This window comes from Rubripirellula amarantea (genome assembly GCF_007859865.1).
Classification (GTDB): domain Bacteria; phylum Planctomycetota; class Planctomycetia; order Pirellulales; family Pirellulaceae; genus Rubripirellula; species Rubripirellula amarantea.
In genome coordinates, this window is record NZ_SJPI01000002.1 from 1567464 (window position 1) to 1587582 (window position 20119).

Below are 20119 nucleotides of genomic sequence, written 5' to 3' on the forward strand. Positions count from 1 at the left end.
TCACCATCCTGGCAGTGTTGAAGTACTACACTTGCCTTGGAAGTAGGCAAACGTCTGGAACGGAGTCAGTTGCATGAAAGAAGTCTTCTCTCTTGGTTTGTCCGTTGTGATCGCGATCGTTGGTTCTTTCGCAATCGCACCTCACCGATGCATCGCCGGAACTACGGTAACCGTCGGTTCAAATGTGGCACCAAGCCAACAAATTCCGGTGGAACAAATTGACCATCAGCGATGGGATAACCTCCTTGAACAGTATGTCGATCAAGCCGGAAACGTGAACTACGCAAAATGGAAACAATCGACAGATGACCTTCAGGCTCTCGACAGCTACTTAGCCACGCTATCGACCGCTAACCCCAATGCATCAAAGGACCGCGCCGCCAAACTTGCGTTTTGGATCAATGCTTATAACTCATTGACCGTCCGTGGAATCCTTCGCGAATACCCAACCACCAGCATCCGGAATCACACGGCCAAGCTGTTCGGCTACAACATTTGGGACGACCTTTTGCTCATCGTCGGTGGCGAACCCTATTCGTTGAATCAGATCGAGCATGAAGTGTTGCGCAAGATGGGCGAACCACGCATCCACTTTGCGATCGTGTGTGCTTCGCGCGGCTGTCCACGGCTTCGCAATGAAGCCTACACGCCCGCTGACGTGGATGCCCAGTTGTCGGACAACGCCACAAACTTCTTCGCCAACTCTTCCAACTTTCAGTACAACCGCGCGTCAGGAACTTTCAAACTCTCAGCCATCATGAATTGGTTCGCAGACGATTTCGGCAACGACCGAGCCTCTCAACTTCGTTCGATCGCTCCTTTTCTTCCGTCGAAGGACGCCCGCGATGCGGCGATGGCTAATGCGGTTTCAGTGGTTCACCTTAGCTACAATTGGGGGCTAAACGAACAGTAGTCCATGGATAGTTGATCGACTGATCTTGTTGTGTCTTAAGATCAGTCCGCAACGAAGAGCTTTCCCAAACCAAGCCTACAACTAGTCGCCGTGACTCGAACTGCGGCCCTTCGCAACCAGGTCAGACCAACCCAGAAAACGCAGTGGCCCCCCCCATTTCGACATCTACTAGCAAGAGCGTGAGGAACGTGAAGGATCAACAGCCTGCCTCTCAACGCCCCCCCGAGATACGGCGGTCATCGCGACAGGCACATCCCTAACCCGTGGAGAACCCTAGTGCGCTCACAGGTAATGGTCTGATTGTTTTAGGATCGCACCAGGAGCCCGGTTGTCGCTAAACTCATTGAGCCTATCGACTCCCATTCCTTTGAGCGATTTCTACCTCATGTCGTCGCAAGAACCGTTTCCGTTGCCCAAGATCTTTGATTCACAAACGATCACTCACGAACTTAGCGATAGTTTGTTGGGTGCGATTCAACGGAATCCTCGACTTGAGAAAAGACTTGGTCAAATGCCTGCGGATGAGAAGACCATCGCGTGGTCGTCCGATTCGGTAGATGATTTCTCGCACCCGGACTTGGATCTGGACCTCAGCACATCCACCCCGGTGATGTCGCCGAGTGATTTATCGGAAACCGTGGACTTTAGCGTCGACGAACCGGTGCCCACAACCTTGCCCATCGATATGGGTTTCGTACCGCTGCGTCAGATCACCAGCGTAGGTAGCGGAAGTCGCGACGATGCCGACTATCGCTTGGTGGGAAAACTGGGTGCCGGCGGTACCGCGGTCGTGTTCCAGGCTCACCAACGAGCCGTTGATCGTGAAGTCGCCGTGAAGATGCTCCGTAGTGAACTCGCCCTTAAGCCGACTTCTCGAGAACGCTTCCTCACCGAGGCTCGCGTGATTGGTGGGCTGGATCACCCTAACGTGATTGCCTTGCATGAGGTTTACGCCGATCAAGACGGTTCGCTGTTCTATTCAATGAAGCGAATTGACGGAACGAGTTGGGATAAGCAAATAGGCGAATATACGCTCGACCAGAATATCGAAACCTTATTTCGGGTGGCCGATGCGATTCGATACGCTCACTCGCGTGGCTTGATTCACCGCGATATCAAACCCGAGAATGTTATGCTCGGACGTTTCGGTGAAGTGCTGTTGGCCGATTGGGGTTTGGCGATTCATCACCTCGAACAGAGCTCGAACGCTGAAGCAAGTCGTTCGATCGGCGGCACACCAGCGTACATGGCGCCCGAACTTGCCAGCGCGGCGGCCGGCTCGATCACTTTTCAAACAGACGTCTACCTGCTCGGCGCTATTCTTTACCAAATACTTACGGGGTATCCGCCACATCGTGGCGAGAGTCTGTTGGAATGCATCGTGGCCGCATCCAATAACGTCATCGAACCATCCGAGATCGAAGGTGAGATGATGGAAATTGCGATGAAGGCGATGGCGACCGATCCAAAGAATCGGTTCCATGATGTCGACGAATTCGTGGCCGCGATCAAGAATCAACGTAAGCACGAACAGAGTCAACGATTGGTACGACGTGCCGTTCGTCGCGTCGAAGGCATGGATAACTCCGATCACAATGGTGACGTCTACCGTGACTTCGGCATCGCCGATGCACTGCTGGCTGAAGCTATCGAAGAATGGCCTGAAAATGAAAAAGCCCACGTTACCCGCAAACGTTTGCAACTTAAACTCGCTGCGATTGCAACCGAACGAGGCGACTATGACTTGGCCGCCAACTTGTACGAAGCCGCCGGTGAAGGTGAATCGGATGAGGCCGAGATGGTGCAGTTCCACCGCATGCGACGCGATGCTAGCCAGCAACAAGTGTCTCGTTACTCGGTATTGTTCACTCAGTCGCCCGACCCAGGTTTGCTGGTGCAGATGAAGTCAGCCAAGATCGTCGAAGCAAACCTAGCTTTCGCAGAAATGTTTGGCTATTCCGGCGACGAAGTTGTCGGTCAACGTATTAGCGACCTAAATCTTTGGGTCAGCACCGAATGTCAAAAGAAATTAGTCGAAGCGGTCAAACGTGATGGCAGTGTGGATGACTTTGGCGCCGAGTTGCTGCACACCGATGGGCATCACATCGACGTTTTGATCAATGCGCGAATCGTCGAAGTGCTCGGCGAGACGATGTTGCTTTCGACAATGCGCGACATTTCGCTTCGCAAAAAAGCCGAACGTGAACTCAAGGCAAGTCAATCAAGATTGCGTGACTTGCAACGGATGGCGGGCCTCGCAACTTGGTCTTACGACGTAGAGTCGCAGAAGGTGAAGTGGAATAACGAAGCCTTCCTGTTAGCCGGACGATCGCTTGATGAGGGAACGCCCACTCGCGAAGAATTGTTCGAAATGGTTCACCCCGACGATCGAGCTCGTTTGCAAGAAGCACTTGAGCTAGCGATCCAAACGGGCGCTGCCTATGAGCTTTCGGTACGTCAACGTGGCGGCGACGGCGAATACGTTTGGGTCAGGGTGCGTGGACAACCTATCCTTAACGAGTCCGGGAAGGCCGTCGAGGTCTTTGGCGTGTTCATGGAACGACCGCAACGCAGTAAGCCCCGTGATACCTAAAGCTATAGTGATGCCTAAAGCTTTAGTGATACCTATAGTCTTGGTAATACTCAGAGCCTGAATCGCATCACGAAGCGTTCGTCAGGCTGGACCCGCCGAACTCAACGTTTGCTCGGTCATTCCCATCGTGCCGGGCGTTGCAGTGGTGTGCAAACGTAGCGAATAAAGTTTTTTCAAGGACAACGCAAACGCCGCCAACGTCAGAGTCCCGCCAATGATGCAAAACATCGTTGATGGTATTTCGGGAAAACCCCAATGAAATTTCCCGACCTGATAAACATTCCAGCCGCTATTGATGAACGCATGGCAAAACACACCGGGCCAAATTGAGTTGGTTCGCCATGCGATCACGCCCAGCCAAACACCGACGATTGTCGCCAATGCGATTCCATGCGGTGAAACGTGGAAGAGTCCAAACACCACGGACGTGATCCCGATTGCGACCGCGGGACGAAACCGCTGCAACAATCGACGCTGCATGAATCCACGGAACGATAACTCTTCAAAGAAGCCTGGAAGCACCCCGATCACGATGATGAAAACAACCGCCCAGGGAGTGGTGAGATTCCTGTAGAGTTCCAACACGGATTGATCGCCTGGCCAAACCTTTTCAATCAATATCACAACGGCGACGGAAACTAATAAGACCGGGACTGACCCGATCATGAATAGACCGAACGAGTATCCTGAAATGGCGGGCCAACCAAGCCCCAACCGCTCGCTGAGTGAACAATTCGCCCGACGCGCACTTAGCACCGCAAAGAACCAAATCAATAGCCCGCTAATGACTTGCGACAGCACAATCATCAGAATAAAGATAGACGGTCGCATGAACTCAGCCGGCAAATTGTTCGCCGCTTCCTGCAAATTTTGACCGGTGGACATCTTTTGCAACAACACCACGACCGCCATCACGATCTGAACTCCGATCATCGCCACTAGTTCAATCAGGGCGATTACAAAGAGTGGCCATATCCTCGGCTTCGCTTGGCCATTCTCGTTCGATATCGGCGATGAGTCCAAAGCCTCATTCGCGGGAGCATACGGCGATGGGTTTGTCATAACGAATGCTTTCGGTAGTGCGATTGCGATGAATTGGTCGCTTGATACTCGACAAAATTGGATAGCAAGGTCGTCCAGACAAACAACTAAGTGATGAGGCATCCGTTGCACCTGACAGATCGGTTGCGGGCTCACCGCTGTCACGTCTGGTCTTTCTCATTTCCGCTCACTCGTACTTCATGTTAATCCATTAGCCCCGAACGAAGTTGCGTTGAAACAATCGACTGGCGATGACCATCATCACGATCGCAAAACCCAGTTGCACCGCAACCGCGAAAAGGACCTTAGAACTCCCCAATCCGAGTCCATCCCAAAAGTAGCCCTGAAATGCCGACATCGCCCAATACGTCGGTGTGCTCTTGCACATCCATTCAACTGCCCTTGGCAATTCGATCATCTGCAGCGGAAACCAGCATCCGCCAAGCGCAGCAAAAGTCAAAGTAACCAACGGAGTCATCGAATCGGCTTGTTTGGGAGTTCGTGAAAACGCGGCGATAAGCATTCCGAAACTTGTGGCTGCAACAGTCCAAACCAACGAAATCATGACCAGGGTTACCGGATCGCGGAACACTCCGATCCCAAACAACAACTCCCCGTAAAGCAACAGAATGATCATTTGGATCATTCCCACGATCAACGTGAACAGAACTTTGCCTAGCAAGATGCTATTGCGAGACACGGGCGAAGCCAACAATCGTGCCATCGTCCCTCGATCGCGTTCGATTAGCAACGTCACGCCACAACTTGCCAATCCAAACATCAACATCATCACGGACACTCCCGATACGCTTTGCGCGAGCCGGTAAGTTACTTGCTTGGGACGATCCGGTGGAACAACATCCTCGTTCGCCACGGCGGTTGAAGTGCCAAAGAAACCAAAGGATCCGGCGTCTTCGGAGGCAAATATGTCTTGGTCCGTGGTCGACGCCCATCGCTCGATCACGGATGACAATTCCGAAGCGGTTTGGTTGAACTGTTGAAGATCAATCTCCGGCATTCCAGCATTAGCAAATTGCTTTCCCATCATGGTGGACCAGTACTCACCACCTTGAACGCTATACATCGCTTGCATGATCCCCAAGTTGATCAAACGATCTTCCATCGTCCGTCCCGGATCACGAATCAGGCGGAGAGCTCCTTCTTCGGATCGCTCGATCACCGTGGCAAATCCTTGTTCGATCACCAACACATGACTCGTGTCTCCATCGGCAACTTTACGCTCAATCGTCGCGTGATCCGATTCGGTCGCGTCCGTCGAAGGGAGTATCCGCAGCATTTCTGAACCGCGTAGCGCGTCAATAAACGCTTCGCTTGTTTCGGTCTGATCGCGATCAGAAACCCAAAGAGCAACCTTGGGCATCTGTCCATTGCCGCCCCCGGCTTGTCCCATGATGAAACCAAATGTGGTGACAAGCACGATGGGCAATAGAAACCCCAGAAGTAGCGACATGCGATCGCGGAAATAGACTCGCAAGTCTTTCTTGGCAATGATCCAAGCTGAAGAGAGTAGCGACATAGATATTACGACTCGGCGAAAGTATTGGCTTAGAACAAATCTCGATAGCGACTTTGCGACCGCTCAGTCACGCAGCGTATGTCCGGTCAGTTCAAGAAAGACCGTTTCCAAGTTTGCGTTGGGGTCCCCAATCAGGCCTGAAAGTTCAGCGGCAGTCCCCACTGCCACAGCGTTACCGGCATTCATGATCGCGATTCTGTCACACAACTTTTCGACCTCTTCCATGTAGTGAGTGGTGTACATGATTGTGGTTCCGGCCCGATTGAGAGACTTGAGTGCTTCGAATAAGTGCGATCGGCTTTGCGGATCGACTCCCGCAGTTGGCTCATCGAGTAACAACAACTCTGGTTCGTGCAATTGTCCAATTGCCAAGTTCAGACGCCGCTTCATCCCTCCGCTGAACTGGCCAGCACGATCATTCGCCCGTTCTTCCAGTCCAGCCAGTGCGAGCGCATGATTGACTCGGTCTCTGAGCTTCACTTTCCCCAGTCCTGCCAACTGACCAAAGAAAAACAAATTCTCCTTTGCCGTTAAATCGTCGTACAAAGCAATGTCCTGAGGAACGAGCCCGATTCGTCTGCGATCGTCCACGTTGGTCGCGGGGGCATATGGCTGATCAAACATCAACATCTCGCCGGCCCAGTCGCCTTTGAGTCCAGCGATACATTCAATGGTGGTAGTTTTCCCAGCACCATTGGGCCCCAAGAATCCGAAAAACGATCCGGTTTCAATCTTGAGGTCCAGCGAGTTCACCGCCACATGATCACCGTAGCGATAGGACAGCCCCGTGATCTGTAGCACCACGGATGATTGTTCGCGGTCGAGGGAAGCTGGTTCAGACAATATCTACGCCATCCAAAAAGAGAGGGACGATCGGGAGCCTACGTCAATCTGCGACTCATACGGTGCAGTCTCCGACCAACACCCTAGGCTCGACACCGACGACGTTAAGGCGCGCTAAACAAGCAAACTGGTGAAAACTGAACGTGGCTTTCACGATTCGTTCGAAAGCTAAGTTCTAAAAGCCGGATCCCAAACACCTTTCTTAAGCGTGGTGGCGAGTCATCCGAAGCCCTGCTCCGGCAAGCCTGTTCATTGCCGAAAGTCATCCGGGTCGGCATCGCTGGGCATTCGCCAATCCCCTCGCGGCGAAAGTGACACGGAACCCACTTTGGGGCCATCGGGAACGCAGTTGCGTTTGAATTGGTTGTGAAAGAACCGCTTGATAAAGGTATTAAGCGTCTCGGCAATCACATCACTCGAATAGGCTTCGTTGAACTCTGCATGAGCGGCAAGCTGCAAAATTTTATCACGACTGAAACCGTTCCTGACAAAGTGAAACAGGAAAAAATCGTGTAGTTCGTAGGCTCCAATCGTCGCTTCGGTGTCCTGACGAATTGATCCATCTTCTCGCGGTGGCAATAACTCTGGTGAAATCGGAGTATCGGCAATCCGGTGCAAGACTTCCGAAAGAGCGCCGTCAAAATAATGGTCAGCCGCGTACCGAACCAAAAAACGCACGAGCGTTTTTGGTATCGAAGTGTTCACGTTGTACATCGACATATGATCGGCATTGTACGTTGACCAGCCGAGCGCCTGCTCGCTCATGTCGCCGGTACCGAGCACGAAGCCGCGGCTCATCAACAGCATCGTTCGGATCCGAGCCTGCACATTCTCGAACATCAAATCCCTGGCGTCATCATGCGAGGCAAGCAATTGCTTTTGCAGTGAATCGACCGACGTTTGCTCGTTGATTTTGATGCCAAGTGGTTGATGGCCAAGCGATCGAAAGGTGTCTAAACACAACGCTCGAATGTCGATCATTTCCCGAGTAATCTTGGTTTCGTCGATCAGCGTGTCCGCACTGGACTTAGTGTGATCGGTGGTCCCAAACCCTGGCATCGTGATCCCGACAATATCGCGGCGAGACTTCCCTAGTGTGTCGCAGGCGCGAATGGCGACAAGCAACGCCAGCGTGCTGTCGAGTCCACCTGATACTCCGATGGAAAGCGTGGTGGTCTTACCCAAACGACTCAATCGTTTGCACAATCCCGCAGTTTGGATGTCGAAGATTTCGGCACAACGTTCGTCCAGTTCTTGGCTTTCATCCGGCACGAACGGGTGAGCGTCGATTCGACGCATTGGTGCAGCAGTTGCCTTCCCGCTAGCTCGCTTCGCTTGTTTTGATTCGAGTTGAACGACACGGAAATCAGCATGGCGTTGAGTTCGTGCGTCATCGAACGATCCAATCACGCGTCGGTCATGCGAAATTCGCTCGAGGTCGATATCACAAGTGATCGAGGTGGGACCGAACAAAATCGGCGTCAGCCCGTCACCCACCCGGCGAGACTCACCCAATATCGAACCGTTCTCTGCAATCAGGCAGTGTCCACCGAAAACGAGGTCCGACGTTGATTCCGTTGGCCCGGCGGACGAATAAACGTAGGCCGCGATGCAGCGTCCCGATTGACTGCGAACCAGATCTCGACGCCAAGCCGCCTTACCGATCGTTTCGTTGCTGGCCGACAAATTGACCAAGACATTCGCGCCCGCAATTGCCGCGTGTGAACTGGGCGGAATCGGTGTCCACAGGTCCTCGCAAATCTCGACTCCGATCTTCGCGTCTTCCCAAGCGACAATGACGTCGGTCCCGAACGGAACCGGTTCGCCCAAAATGTTCACGTGCGTAACGTCAACACAAGAAGCGGCTCGGAAATGGCGGCCCTCGTAGAACTCACGATAAGTCGGCAGGAAACTCTTAGGAATCACAGCGTGGACTTTTCCACCCTGGATGACGGCGGCGACATTCATGAGTGAATCGCTGACGATCATTGGCAGACCGACAATCACAATTTTGTCGTGCGACTTGCTATGACGGGCAACCGTTCCGAGCGCTTGTGTGGCTCCATTTAGAAGCGACGTGGATGCGAACAAATCACCGCACGTGTAGCCGGTCAAACCGAGCTCGGGCAGGACGACCAAGTTTGCATCGCACTGATCGATCATCGCGATCGACGCTTCGGCATTGCGACTCGGCGCGCCGATGGATAGTTCAGGAGCAGCAGCGGTTACGCGAAAGAAGGGCCGATCGTTCAAAAGTTGTCCGCCTTACGGTATGCATCAATCACTTTCTGTTCCCCTTCTTCGCCGCGTTCGCTATTGCCGTGTTCCATCCCAATCACACCCTCAAATCCCTTTTGGTGAATGTGCTTGAAGACTTCGCGGTAGTTGATCTCGCCAGTGTACGGTTCCTTACGTCCCGGATTGTCGCCCGACTGGAAATAGGCAATCTCGGACCAACAAGCATCAATGTTGGGGATTAGGTTGCCTTCGGTAATTTGCTGGTGATAGATATCGAACAAGATTTTGCAGGACGGACTATTTACCGCCCGGCATATCGCGTAAGCCTGATCGCTTCGTTGAAGGAATGTGCCACCGTGGTTGGCGTACCAATTCAAAGGTTCTAACACCATGACCAAATCGTGCGGTTCGAGAATCTCAGTACAACGTCTGAGCATGTCGATCACGTTGGCAGTTTGGTACCCTTGGGCAAGTCGTGGTCCGCCATAGCGATTCCATTCACCTTCGCTGTGTTGCTGGTCCACACTTCCCGGCACGACCGTGCACCACTTCGCATTGACCCGCTTGGCAACCGTAACAGCGTCGTTCATCGCCTTCAGGATTTCCTCGGTCGTATCGTCACTAGGCCGCGCGAATGTTGGGCGATCAAAACTGCCATACGCAACGAAGACTCCCATTTGCATCTTCAATTCATCGAGCAACTTGCCAATCTTTTCTTGCGTCTCAGGCGTTTCTGCGGGCAACCCGTTGTATTCAAAAGCGGTGAACCCTTGGTCGGCGGCGAAACGAATTTGGTCAAGCACATCGGCCCCCGCTGAAACTTTGAACATTCCCGGGTGCGGGGCGTAGCCAAGTTTGAATTTGGGAGTTGTCGCATCAGCAGCCCGAGTGGCCTTTGAAAATACGCCTGAGGAAACCGAAAGAGCGGCCGTTGCGAATGAGGCTTTTATGAGTTCGCGTCGTTGCATGGTGGGAGAACGTCAAAGGGAGGCGTTGGTACGAGAGAAAGCGGTAGAGCAAGCAGTATAACTGAACCTGGTCACGAAGAGATGCCCCAAACGCTACACTCATGACGCCAACGAAAACGGCCTCGACTGACGCGCAAATTCAAATCCGATTGACATTGACGACATGACCTCTCCCATCATTTCCCCTCGCCTATTCAAGTTCCTGCGAGAGTTAAAGAAGAACAACGACCGTGATTGGTTCGCCGAAAACAAAGCACGCTACGAAAGCGACGTTCGTGAACCCGCCGTCGAACTGGTCCGGCGGCTAGAAAAACCGCTCTCGCGAGCCGCCCCGATGCTGGGAGTCGTCCCCAAGGGACATGGCGGAAGCGTGATGCGAATCTATCGTGACACTCGTTTTTCAAAGGACAAAACGCCTTACAAGACAAACGTCGGCATCTCCATTCGGCATCAAGCCGACGGGAATATCCACGCACCGGGCATTTACCTCCACCTTGCCAGCGATGAATGTTTCATTGCAACAGGTTGCTGGCGTCCAGAACGCACCACACTGGCCGCCATCCGAGCAGCAATTGCCGAAGACCCCAAAGCCTGGAAAAGAGCGCGAGATAACAAATCCTTCCGAGCGGTGTATTCGTTTGCCGGCGAAAGTTTAAAGACGTCGCCGCGAGACTACGACAAGGACCATCCGATGATCGATGACTTGAAACGAATCGACTTCATCGCAGTAGCTCCACTCCAACGGCAACAAATCACCAGCGACGAAGTTGTTGACTTGGTGATTGACCACGTCAAGAAGGCCAAACCTCTCATGCGATTCTTGTGCGATGCCATCGACGTCCCGTACTAATCTGGCAAGCGTGCAAGACCGCAAACTTGCTGCGGCCAAAGAACGAGCCAACAACGATTGGGCACGACCTATCCTATTGGCGGGACTTATCGCCAACGCGATGACCATGACCATCGCTTGGGATCCGTTTTCCAATCGTGGCTTCGAACCGTTTTCCATGTTCGTAATCGCGTCGATCTTCGTGCAATCCTGTTTACTGACGCTGCCGGGCTTACTACTGACGTATCGTTACCGAGCGCTCGGCTGGTTCGCTATGGCGATTCCCTTGTTGATCGTGATGATCGACGCGGCGGTCTATCGGACGATCGGCACTCACGTGATAAGTGACCGAGGCTTGGCAGCTGTATCGACCATGCCGCAGTGGATCTCTCACGCAGGTTGGCCCGCTTGGCGTACGTTGATTTCCATCGCTGTTGGTTTCACTGCGACCTACGCTGCTTGCATCGCATTGACAAACATTTTGGTCGAACGATTCACCTGGAAGATCGCTTATGGCATCGTTGCATTCGTTGGCGGAGCCACATTGATCACTCTGTTCTCGGCGTTTCATACGCGAGTCGACATCGGCCGCAGTCCGTTCCAGCATCCCCTGAGCATTGCTGGGATTTGGCGTCCGGTTCCGATCACGTTTTCGGACACTCACGCCGCGGACATCGGGGTCACCACAGGAACCGAACTGGAAATGGTGTCGGCCGAACGGGCGCAGCGCGAGCGAGCCATTCGTTTGATCCAAACCCAACCCATCGAAGCAGCTCGTAAACCAGACGTCGTGATTGTTGTCGTGGAGTCGTTTCGGCATGAATTGGTTGACGCCCAAACGATGCCGCACCTCCATGACGCGGCAAACCGAGGGTTATGGTGTCGCAACCATTACTCCAGCGGCAATGCGACCAGCCATGGAATGTTCTCACTCGTTTCAGGGATGGACGCAACTTGGTTTTCGTCCAAGCTCCGCTATCGCCCACCCATGTTCGAGATTTTTCGTGATGCAGGTTACCACCTAGGCTTTTTCGCCGGCCACGATGATTGGCAGCGATTCTATATGGACAGTTTCATTAGCGAAGACCACTTTGACGTGTTTGAATTCCAACGTCAGGATGGACTGGCAAGTGACCGCTGGGCGACAGCGGAGACCTTGCGTTTCCTCGATCGGCAAATCGGTCCCGAATCATCCCCTCAAACCAACGATTCGTCGCAGGTCGAAGACATGACTGATTCGGAAAACTTCCACCCCGCGCCGCGGCTTGCGATTCTGTATCTCTACGCGACTCATTCTCCCTACCGAAGCTATGCCGAAGATCAAATCTTTGATCCATCGGCCGAAGAGGATTTTCCGATTCCCTATGGAGCCGAGGACCAACTGCTTGTCTGGAATCGGTATCGCAATTCGGCGCACACCGTCGATCGCTGGCTGAAGCTATTCTTCGAAGACGACTCCGATCGTATTGTTGTTGTCCTGGGTGATCACGGCGAAGCTTTCTTGGAAGATGGCACGATAGGGCATGGCACTCGAATATCTCGTCAGCAGAACATGACACCCGCCATTCTTTTCGGCCAAGGCATCCCGGTATCTGCTATCGAAGCACCGACGATGCACGCAGACATACTTCCTACGCTGGTTGATTTGATAGGCTTAGATGTTTCAGGGATCGAAGCGATAGACGGTGTCAGTCTGTTGGACAACGAAGCGGTTCACAACGAAGACCGCTCGTTTGTCACTCGCGATTACCTCACCAGTGATACCGCGGCGATTTCGGTCAGTGAGGTTCCAACGAAATGAAACACTCGATTGATAGGCGGTTGCCAAGAGGTAAGACATACGAAGCCGACGAGGTCAATTTAGTTTTCTCATTTCACCGCGGCTCAAGTGCCCAAAGGCGATTGAGCTTTGCTGGGTACAGCGATCTCGCTGTCGCACGAGTACCGTTTGCACTTCGTTCAAATAAACGAAAACGTTGGAATTGAGTGACTTCCATCAACTTATATGGCGGCCTCATTCTTGCGTGCGGCAACAAATGCACGAGCTTCGCATCGCGACCTTCGCTTAGGGTTTGATGGGAACTAAGATGGTCTTGTCGCTAGTGCAATGGACCGAAAGCCTGCTCGATGTCTGGTGGCTGTTGTCAGGTGTTCTCGGTGCCGGAATTGTCGGACTATTTTTGTTAGGCTTATTGGTTCCCACCCTCAACAGCACATGTGCCTTGATCGTCTTGTCCGTCGGCATGCTGATCATCGCGTGGATGGTAATCTCGACGACCGATCATTGGCCATCGTCCTGCAGTAGCCTCGCGAGTCCGTTTCATCCGTACCTGGTCATCGTGATGGGTCCGTTGGCCATGATTGTGCTCGGACGACTCGTCGCTGCATCGAATGAGCGAGCGATTTATACAGAATAGACTCGCTGCTTTGCTCGACCTCACCACTCAAACAGCTTCGCCCCTATGAATCACTCAATCCAGTTGTCATTACTGTTGTCATTGCTGTCGTCACTGGTCATCGCGATGGCGACGTATGCCGATGAGTCAGCTTTCAAGTTGCAACCGATGGCGTACAACCATCCTGGGTTGGAAGTCGACCTTGGCGTGGGATTGTGGGCTTACCCGATTGCGGTGGATTATGACAACGATGGGGACACGGATTTGATAGTTGGTTGTCCTGATAAACCTTCTCAAGGCACCTATTACTTCGAAAACCCAACCCAAGACCCCCAAAACAAGATGCCGGTTTTCAAACCAGGCGTTCGGATCGGCGACGGCTACCACTACATGACACCAAGCGTCGTCAACGGCGAAACCATTGTGCTGGTGCCGGGTCAAGAGTTCCGTCGAAACTCGAACACAGGCCAGTTTGATTTTAGTAAGCCGCGCAAGATTGACGCCCCTGCCGATCCCCAGCACTACGTCCAAGGTCGCACGCGGGCCAACATGTGGCGTTACGTCGATTTCGACGGGGATAACGATCGGGACATCGCCGTGGCCATCGGTGATTGGTCCGATCTAGGTTGGGACCATGCGTACGACAACCATGGGAATTGGCGAAACGGTCCGCTGCACGGTTCTGTTTCTATCCTGATCAACGAAGGTAACGATGAAAAACCGATCTACAAGCAGCCTCATACGAAACTTCATGCCGGAGGTGGCGAACTTGACGTCTACGGTTGGCCGTCTCCCAACTTCGCTGATTTCGACGGCGATGGTGACCTCGATCTACTTTGCGGTGAGTTCTTAGACGGCTTTACCTACTTTCAGAACGTCGGATCGCGAAACGCACCGGACTATGCTGCAGGACGGAGGCTTGACGACTCCTCCGGGAATCTGCTTAGCATGCACGTGCAGATGATCACTCCTTCGGCCGTCGATTGGGATAACGACGGTGATCAAGACTTGATCGTCGGCGACGAAGACGGTCGAGTTGCGTTTATTGAGAACACCGGCCGACTATTCGACCAGATGCCTGTCTTTGAAGCTCCGAAGTACTTTCGTCAACAGGCTGACACGCTCAAGTTCGGAGCCTTGGCGACGCCCTTTGCGTACGACTGGGACAACGACGGTGATCAAGACATCCTCTGCGGTAACACAGCGGGATCCATCGGCTGGTTTGAAAACCTTGGTGTTGCCAATGACGGTATGCCGAAATGGAATTCGCCTGTCTTGCTAAACGTGAAGTCCGACAATGGCACCACCGAACCATTTCGAGTGACTGCGGGTCCAAACGGTTCGATCCAAGGCCCCTGCGAATCAAAATGGGGATACACGACGCTCAGCGTCGTCGATTGGGACGCCGACGGTGATGCCGATATTATCTACAACTCGATTCTCGCCCGCATAGGCCTGCTGATTCGTCACCAGGACACGCTCATAGAGAAGCCGTTTGACAGCGGCGTGCGTGAACTGCCACCGTCATGGAATTGGCAACAAACCCCATCGAGTGAAACGTTGACTCAATGGCGTACGACACCGTTGGTTTACGACTTCGATGACGACGGACGGCTGGACCTTATCATGCTCGACCAGGAAGGCTACCTAACGTTGCGTTCGGCGGGTGGCAAAGCTCAGCGAATATTTGTCAATGAGAACAATGAACCGCTGCGTTTGAATTCAACCAGTTGCGGTGGTTCGGGACGAGTGAAGTTGGCGTTGGTCGATTGGGACGCAGATTCTCGGTTGGATATTCTGGTGAACTCCGAGAACGCCGCTTGGTACCGCAATTGCGAAACACGCAGCGGTAACGTTGTGTTGAAGAAAGTGGGCAACCTAGCCCGACGAAACGTAGCCGGTCATACGTCCAGTCCCGCGGCCTGCGACTTCAATCGCGATGGGAAACCCGACCTGTTAGTCGGCAGCGAAAATGGTCGACTATATTTCATCGAGCACGACGATTGCATCACCTTCACTGACGAACAAATCACCGGAAGACCGCCTATCGACAACGAGGAACCGACCATCCCCGGACTGGTTGAGCAGGAGTTCATTTTTGACCAGGCACCTTTTCAACAATGCCACGCATCGACCGTTTGCCAAACCTCGCGTGGACTCGTTGCTGCTTGGTTTGGCGGAACGAGGGAAGGGCAAAACGATGTGAGCATTTGGACTAGCTATCACGATGGTCAACGATGGAATGGCCCCAATCGAGTCGCGGACGGAATCCAACACGATGGACTGCGATATCCATGCTGGAATCCCGTTTTGTTTCAGCCACCCGGTGACGCACCGACGTTGTTGTTCTTCAAAGTTGGCCCGAGCCCGAGCGAGTGGTGGGGCGAGGTGATGATTAGCTACGACCGAGGCCGTACGTTCCGCGATCGCAAGCGACTGCCCGAAGGCATTGATGGTCCGGTGCGTTGCAAACCGATTCTGCTGGACGATGGAAGCACGTTGCTTTGCGGATCGTCGACGGAGTACGACGGTTGGCGTGTCCATTTCGAATCTGTGAAATTGGCTGACGGAATGCTTACCGATACCTGGAAACGCATCGGACCTATCAACGATGGAAAGCTATTCAATGCGATTCAACCAACATTCCTGACGCACTCAAACGGACAATTGCAAGTGATTTGCCGAACGAAAGAAGGCGTGCTGGCGACGAGCCGTTCGCACGACAGCGGTATAACGTGGAACACCATGACAGCGACCGATATCGCCAACCCCAATTCCGGAATCGACGCGGTAACCTTGAATGACGGCCGGCATCTTCTGGTCTACAACGACCTACCCTCAGGTGAAACAGGCTGGGGAAAACGAGGCCTATTGAATCTCGCTCAATCCACCGACGGTCTTACGTGGCGCGATATCGCTGTCCTGGAACGTAAAGAGAATGCCGAGTTCAGCTATCCGGCCATCATCCAATCCACCGACGGTAAGGTCCACATCACTTACACTCACAAGCGAACAAGAATCAAGCACGTTGTCATTGACCCCACTAGGTTCGCTCTAACAGACGAATGACTCGAGCGGAAATGGCGTGACCCAACGTACGGTGTTGTTCGGCATCCAAGTGCACTCCATCGACATTGCTAGTCTTCGTCACGGTGGCCGCGTCAAAGAACTCGCACTTCATCTCGTCTGCGATGTCCTTGACGGCGTCTGCCAAGCCAACTGCTTTCTGTTCTGCTCCTTCAAACTTCTTCGCGATCTCACACGCAACGGACTGAATTTTCGGCGGTGCCACAAGTAAAATCTCGGGCACTGGCATTCCGGGTTCGATTGGTGCACGTCGAATGGCCGAAACGATTGACGCCAATCCCTTCGCGGATTGCCTTGCGTCGATTTGGTGAACGGACTGAAAGTCATTGGTCCCTAGGAACACGATCACGATCGACAAAGGCGAATTGACTTCGATTCGTTGCTCAATCCCGATCAGGCCATTGCGTCCCGGTTTACTCGGATCGTCGACGCAAGTTCGTCGTCCGTTCAGACAATCTTCGATCACTCGCACCTTAAACGACTGGCGATGAAGCTCAGCCTCCATCATTCCCGGCCAACGCTTTTCGAATGCAAGCCGTTCGCGGGTTCCAGGAACGATGCCCCAGCTCAAAGAATCAGCGTAAACGAGGATTGGATTCATTCCCTATTCCTTAAGGCATTTCGGTCTTGGAAAACTTAGCCAGGACGTTAGATAAAGCTTACCATTGCGGACGCACATGCAATGTTCAATCGCAATATCGCAACAAAATCTCGATGCCATGGTCGCCGACGAATGATTCGCGAAAGAACGTGAGCAACGAAACAATTGGACTAGCCCCGGGACCGCGAAGATTAGACAGCCGAGTTCCGCGTTAACAGGGATAGACACTTTTCCGAACAGGTTGCCGTCGACGGCAATGATTGAGTAGCAATTGCGATTGGTACTTCTAGGTGGTTCCTTCCGTCCAATGCGTACTCTAAGTCGTACAGGCTGCGAGAAGAGCACTGGACGCACAAACGACAGGGGATTTTTGTTCACCCAGTTGAGGCTCTTACAAATTTTATTGCACGCGATTGGTGAATCGGCTACGCTCGATTTGATCTCCAACGGCCAAGTGGCGTTCGTAACAAGAAGCCTGTCTCACGAGGCATGTGCATCCTTCGCGTCCATTGGTGTCTGGAAAAATAAACTTTTAAATGGACGTCCATTTTTTTGAACTTCGCAAATGGTATGCAGTATGCCCCGCTTGGATTTAGCCTGGCCTCGATCGAGTTCTCTTGTGGCTTGGGCTTCCCTGATGGTCATGGGTATCTTGTTGCCCTGCGGTGTTTCGCAGGGAGCCTTGGTGACGTTTGCTTTTGAAGCGGAACTTGAGGCTGACCTGCAACCTTTTTACGACATGGATCCCGGTCAAAAATTGCGGGGCAAGTTTACCTTTGAATCCAACACAGCAGCATCGCCACGTTCGGCGTACGTAACGCGTTACGACAACTCGATTGAAGCGTTCTCGCTAAACTTAGAAGGAATCGGTACCGGTACAGGCAATGACGGGTTCATCGACATCATCGACTCGCAACCGTACACCATCTTCGATTCCAACGGCCAAGTTACCTCTTCGGGCATTCGAGACGCCTACGTCGTTGACGGCCGGCTCAACGGAATAACACTCGAAGGATCTTTAGGCACTAATATCTCTTATGGATATCAAATCAACCTACTCGATCGCGAAAACGAGTCCTTCACGACGCAAGACTTAGCACTGACTCCTCCTGACTTTTCCACCTTTGAGATCCGATCCATCAACCTTTTGTGGACCAACACAGGCACAGGCGGTGCCATCGGCTACACCCCATTTCAATTGACTTCCATCACCGCAGTTCCCGAACCAAGCACAAACATGTTAATGGGCCTGGGAATCGTAGCGATGTTGTTGCATCGCCGCAGACGCACATCGTCGGGGGATGCAGTGAAGTAGTTCGCACTACGCTTATCCTGATCGTGATCTTAAGCGGCAGAACGATTGGCCAGAGCATCGTTTACACGCAACAGCCTTCTAACTAGTCGAACGGGGTGACAATCAACCGTCAATGATCGAACGCAATCCTTACTCAGGTGCACTTCAATGACTTCTGACCTAGTCAATTCAACTAAGCTTAAGTGAAGCCTTATGACAACCATTGCAGACCATGTAATACTCAAACAATGGTGTCAGGAGGCACTCTGGGAAGTTCGAAGAGACGAAATTGAATGGAAATCCGATACGCTTGTCTCGCGGTTACGGCACTTGATGGATACGTGGTCGCAATTCAACGTCTAAACGTCATGAATCGCTGGGCTAACTCTAAAGCCAACCATCGGCATACATTAAACTGCACGAAGCCGATGAATATAGTCGGCGAAAGTGTGCAACTCGATCGAGTCTGCGTATCGTTTGGCAAATCGCATTTCGTAGTAGGCACCTGAATTTCCGCCGTTCGCATTGAACCCTAAACACTCGCTGGTGCCGCCCCAATCAGAGCCTCGAGCCAAGTAGATCGACGGACGAAAACCTTCAGCCAACCGAACTGCACACATCAAGAAGTCGGACGTTTTCTGGAACTTAGATTCGAAGATGAATGGATTGGTTTGATTGGATGTGGTATCAGTAGCCTTGACCTGAACCGAGTAGAAAACGCCACCGGGTGACCGACAAACAAAGTCAATACCACGATCGTCGTATTCAGAGTCGTAGACCTCAAATCCCTCAAGCGTGAAGGCCATCTTGGAGTAAGCTTCAGCGAAGCAACCTTTCTGAATCGTGTTTAGATGAGCGTAGGAAGTTCTGAGCATGTGCGTGGGTTCCTCAAGTGCTAGCAGTGCCAAATTCGCATTCTCACTCTCTAACGATTGAGGATGCGACGAAAGATCTCCGGTGTAGTTGATGGCTATCCGCTGACTATTGGTCGCATTTGGATTTAACGTGGAGTATCAGCAGTTGGTTTAGCTACGACTTGGTGATCATCTTCGTAGATCACGTAACCAGGCGAATTGGTGCGAATCTCGCGGACCGGGATGCCACATTCAACCACCAAATGAACAAGATAGCGAACATTGCGAATACAGTCCACGGAATCTGACTTGAACCAGCATAGCCCTGTATCAGCGCGATGTGCTTTTCGTGAACTTACAAAACGGTCGGGTATTGGTAATTCGCGGACAAACCAGTCGAGCGTTTTACGAATCTCAGCCTGCAAGTAAGCTGGCGAAACATCGCGATGCAATATATCGTATGCAGCAGCAAAAACTCCCTCGGGTCGATCCGATTCTCGCTCTGGGTCGGCAGCAACGTATCGCAACAAAGTAGCAGACATTATTAACCTGGGTTACGATCAGGTACATCGATAATGCACGAATAGAACACTTGCAGCAACATCGACTGCCGATGTTCCGTCTGCATTCGGTTATATCGCACCGCCGTCCCTTCGGCTCAGTAACGCATCGTCAACAACCCACGTACAGTCAAAAGCATACATCGGAAGCGAAGAGCCAACTTCAATACGGAGGCGCGATGATGACACTTGGACAATCGTAAGCGACAACCGATACGCCTTGTTAGACGGAGGCTTCAACTCGCATAGGCATGCGGCGTACACGGTACGTGAGCGGCTCAAGCATATGCATTTTCCCGCCTCTTTGTGGATAACGCTAATGATCAGTGGAACATGGGTTGCGTGCTATCGATTCGCAAGCTGCT

The 20119-nt window shown here is 52.6% G+C and carries 15 protein-coding genes; 7 read left to right on the plus strand and 8 right to left on the minus strand.

Going from position 1 to position 20119, the window contains the following annotated elements; all coding sequences use genetic code 11:
- Positions 1–73 precede the first annotated feature (73 nt).
- Entirely contained in the window at positions 74–913 is an 840-nt protein-coding gene (locus tag Pla22_RS19310; protein ID WP_146516367.1) for a DUF547 domain-containing protein, read from the plus strand.
- A 385-nt stretch (positions 914–1298) separates the two neighbouring features.
- Positions 1299–3506, plus strand: coding sequence for a protein kinase domain-containing protein (locus Pla22_RS19315; protein WP_146516368.1), 2208 nt, complete (start codon positions 1299–1301; stop codon positions 3504–3506).
- Between the two features lie 81 nt (positions 3507–3587).
- Here Pla22_RS19315 and Pla22_RS19320 read toward each other — a convergent pair whose 3' ends face one another.
- The 5 genes from Pla22_RS19320 to Pla22_RS19340 all read right to left on the minus strand — a co-directional run bounded on the left by Pla22_RS19320 (position 3588) and on the right by Pla22_RS19340 (position 10133).
- On the minus strand, positions 3588–4568 hold the full coding sequence (locus tag Pla22_RS19320; protein ID WP_165440751.1) for a CPBP family intramembrane glutamic endopeptidase: 981 nt from the start codon (positions 4566–4568) through the stop codon (positions 3588–3590).
- Positions 4569–4758: 190 nt separating this feature from the next.
- Positions 4759–6084: an ABC transporter permease gene (locus Pla22_RS19325; RefSeq protein WP_146516370.1), complete on the minus strand. Its 1326-nt coding sequence runs from the start codon at positions 6082–6084 to the stop codon at positions 4759–4761.
- Between the two features lie 63 nt (positions 6085–6147).
- Complete coding sequence (locus Pla22_RS19330) at positions 6148–6927, minus strand: ABC transporter ATP-binding protein (protein ID WP_207310416.1); 780 nt, start codon at positions 6925–6927, stop codon at positions 6148–6150.
- 249 nt (positions 6928–7176) lie between these two features.
- On the minus strand, positions 7177–9180 hold the full coding sequence (locus tag Pla22_RS19335; protein WP_146516371.1) for an NAD(+) synthase: 2004 nt from the start codon (positions 9178–9180) through the stop codon (positions 7177–7179).
- On the minus strand, positions 9177–10133 hold the full coding sequence (locus tag Pla22_RS19340; RefSeq protein ID WP_146516372.1) for a hydroxypyruvate isomerase family protein: 957 nt from the start codon (positions 10131–10133) through the stop codon (positions 9177–9179). Before Pla22_RS19340 ends, Pla22_RS19335 begins: the two co-directional genes overlap by 4 nt.
- 163 nt (positions 10134–10296) lie before the next feature.
- Between Pla22_RS19340 and Pla22_RS19345 the strand changes: the two genes are divergently transcribed.
- From Pla22_RS19345 to Pla22_RS19360, 4 genes are all read left to right on the plus strand, one after another.
- Positions 10297–10983, plus strand: coding sequence for a DUF2461 domain-containing protein (locus Pla22_RS19345; protein WP_146516373.1), 687 nt, complete (start codon positions 10297–10299; stop codon positions 10981–10983).
- Positions 10961–12763, plus strand: coding sequence for a sulfatase-like hydrolase/transferase (locus Pla22_RS19350; RefSeq protein ID WP_146516374.1), 1803 nt, complete (start codon positions 10961–10963; stop codon positions 12761–12763). The genes Pla22_RS19345 and Pla22_RS19350 overlap by 23 nt, the downstream gene beginning before the upstream one ends.
- A 286-nt stretch (positions 12764–13049) precedes the next feature.
- Positions 13050–13379 carry a hypothetical protein gene (locus tag Pla22_RS19355; RefSeq protein WP_146516375.1) on the plus strand — a complete coding sequence of 110 codons (330 nt, stop codon included), beginning with the start codon at positions 13050–13052 and terminating at the stop codon, positions 13377–13379.
- 45 nt (positions 13380–13424) lie between these two features.
- On the plus strand, positions 13425–16427 hold the full coding sequence (locus Pla22_RS19360; RefSeq protein WP_146516376.1) for an exo-alpha-sialidase: 3003 nt from the start codon (positions 13425–13427) through the stop codon (positions 16425–16427).
- Here the strand turns inward: Pla22_RS19360 and Pla22_RS19365 are convergent.
- Positions 16402–17046, minus strand: a complete 645-nt coding sequence (locus Pla22_RS19365) for an SGNH/GDSL hydrolase family protein (RefSeq protein ID WP_146516377.1) — start codon at positions 17044–17046, stop codon at positions 16402–16404. The genes Pla22_RS19360 and Pla22_RS19365 overlap by 26 nt on opposite strands.
- Before the next feature lie 619 nt (positions 17047–17665).
- Between Pla22_RS19365 and Pla22_RS19370 the strand changes: the two genes are divergently transcribed.
- The gene (locus Pla22_RS19370; protein ID WP_165440752.1) at positions 17666–18361 is read left to right on the plus strand and encodes a PEP-CTERM sorting domain-containing protein; all 696 of its coding nucleotides are present in this window, start codon (positions 17666–17668) and stop codon (positions 18359–18361) included.
- A gap of 389 nt (positions 18362–18750) precedes the next feature.
- On the opposite strand, the gene Pla22_RS19375 is transcribed toward Pla22_RS19370, so the two are convergent.
- Both Pla22_RS19375 and Pla22_RS19380 read right to left on the minus strand, forming a co-directional pair.
- A complete protein-coding gene (locus Pla22_RS19375) occupies positions 18751–19215 on the minus strand; it encodes a hypothetical protein (protein ID WP_146516379.1) in 465 nt (154 codons plus the stop codon).
- Between the two features lie 125 nt (positions 19216–19340).
- A complete protein-coding gene (locus tag Pla22_RS19380; RefSeq protein WP_146516380.1) occupies positions 19341–19736 on the minus strand; it encodes a hypothetical protein in 396 nt (131 codons plus the stop codon).
- Between the last annotated feature and the right edge of the window lie 383 nt (positions 19737–20119).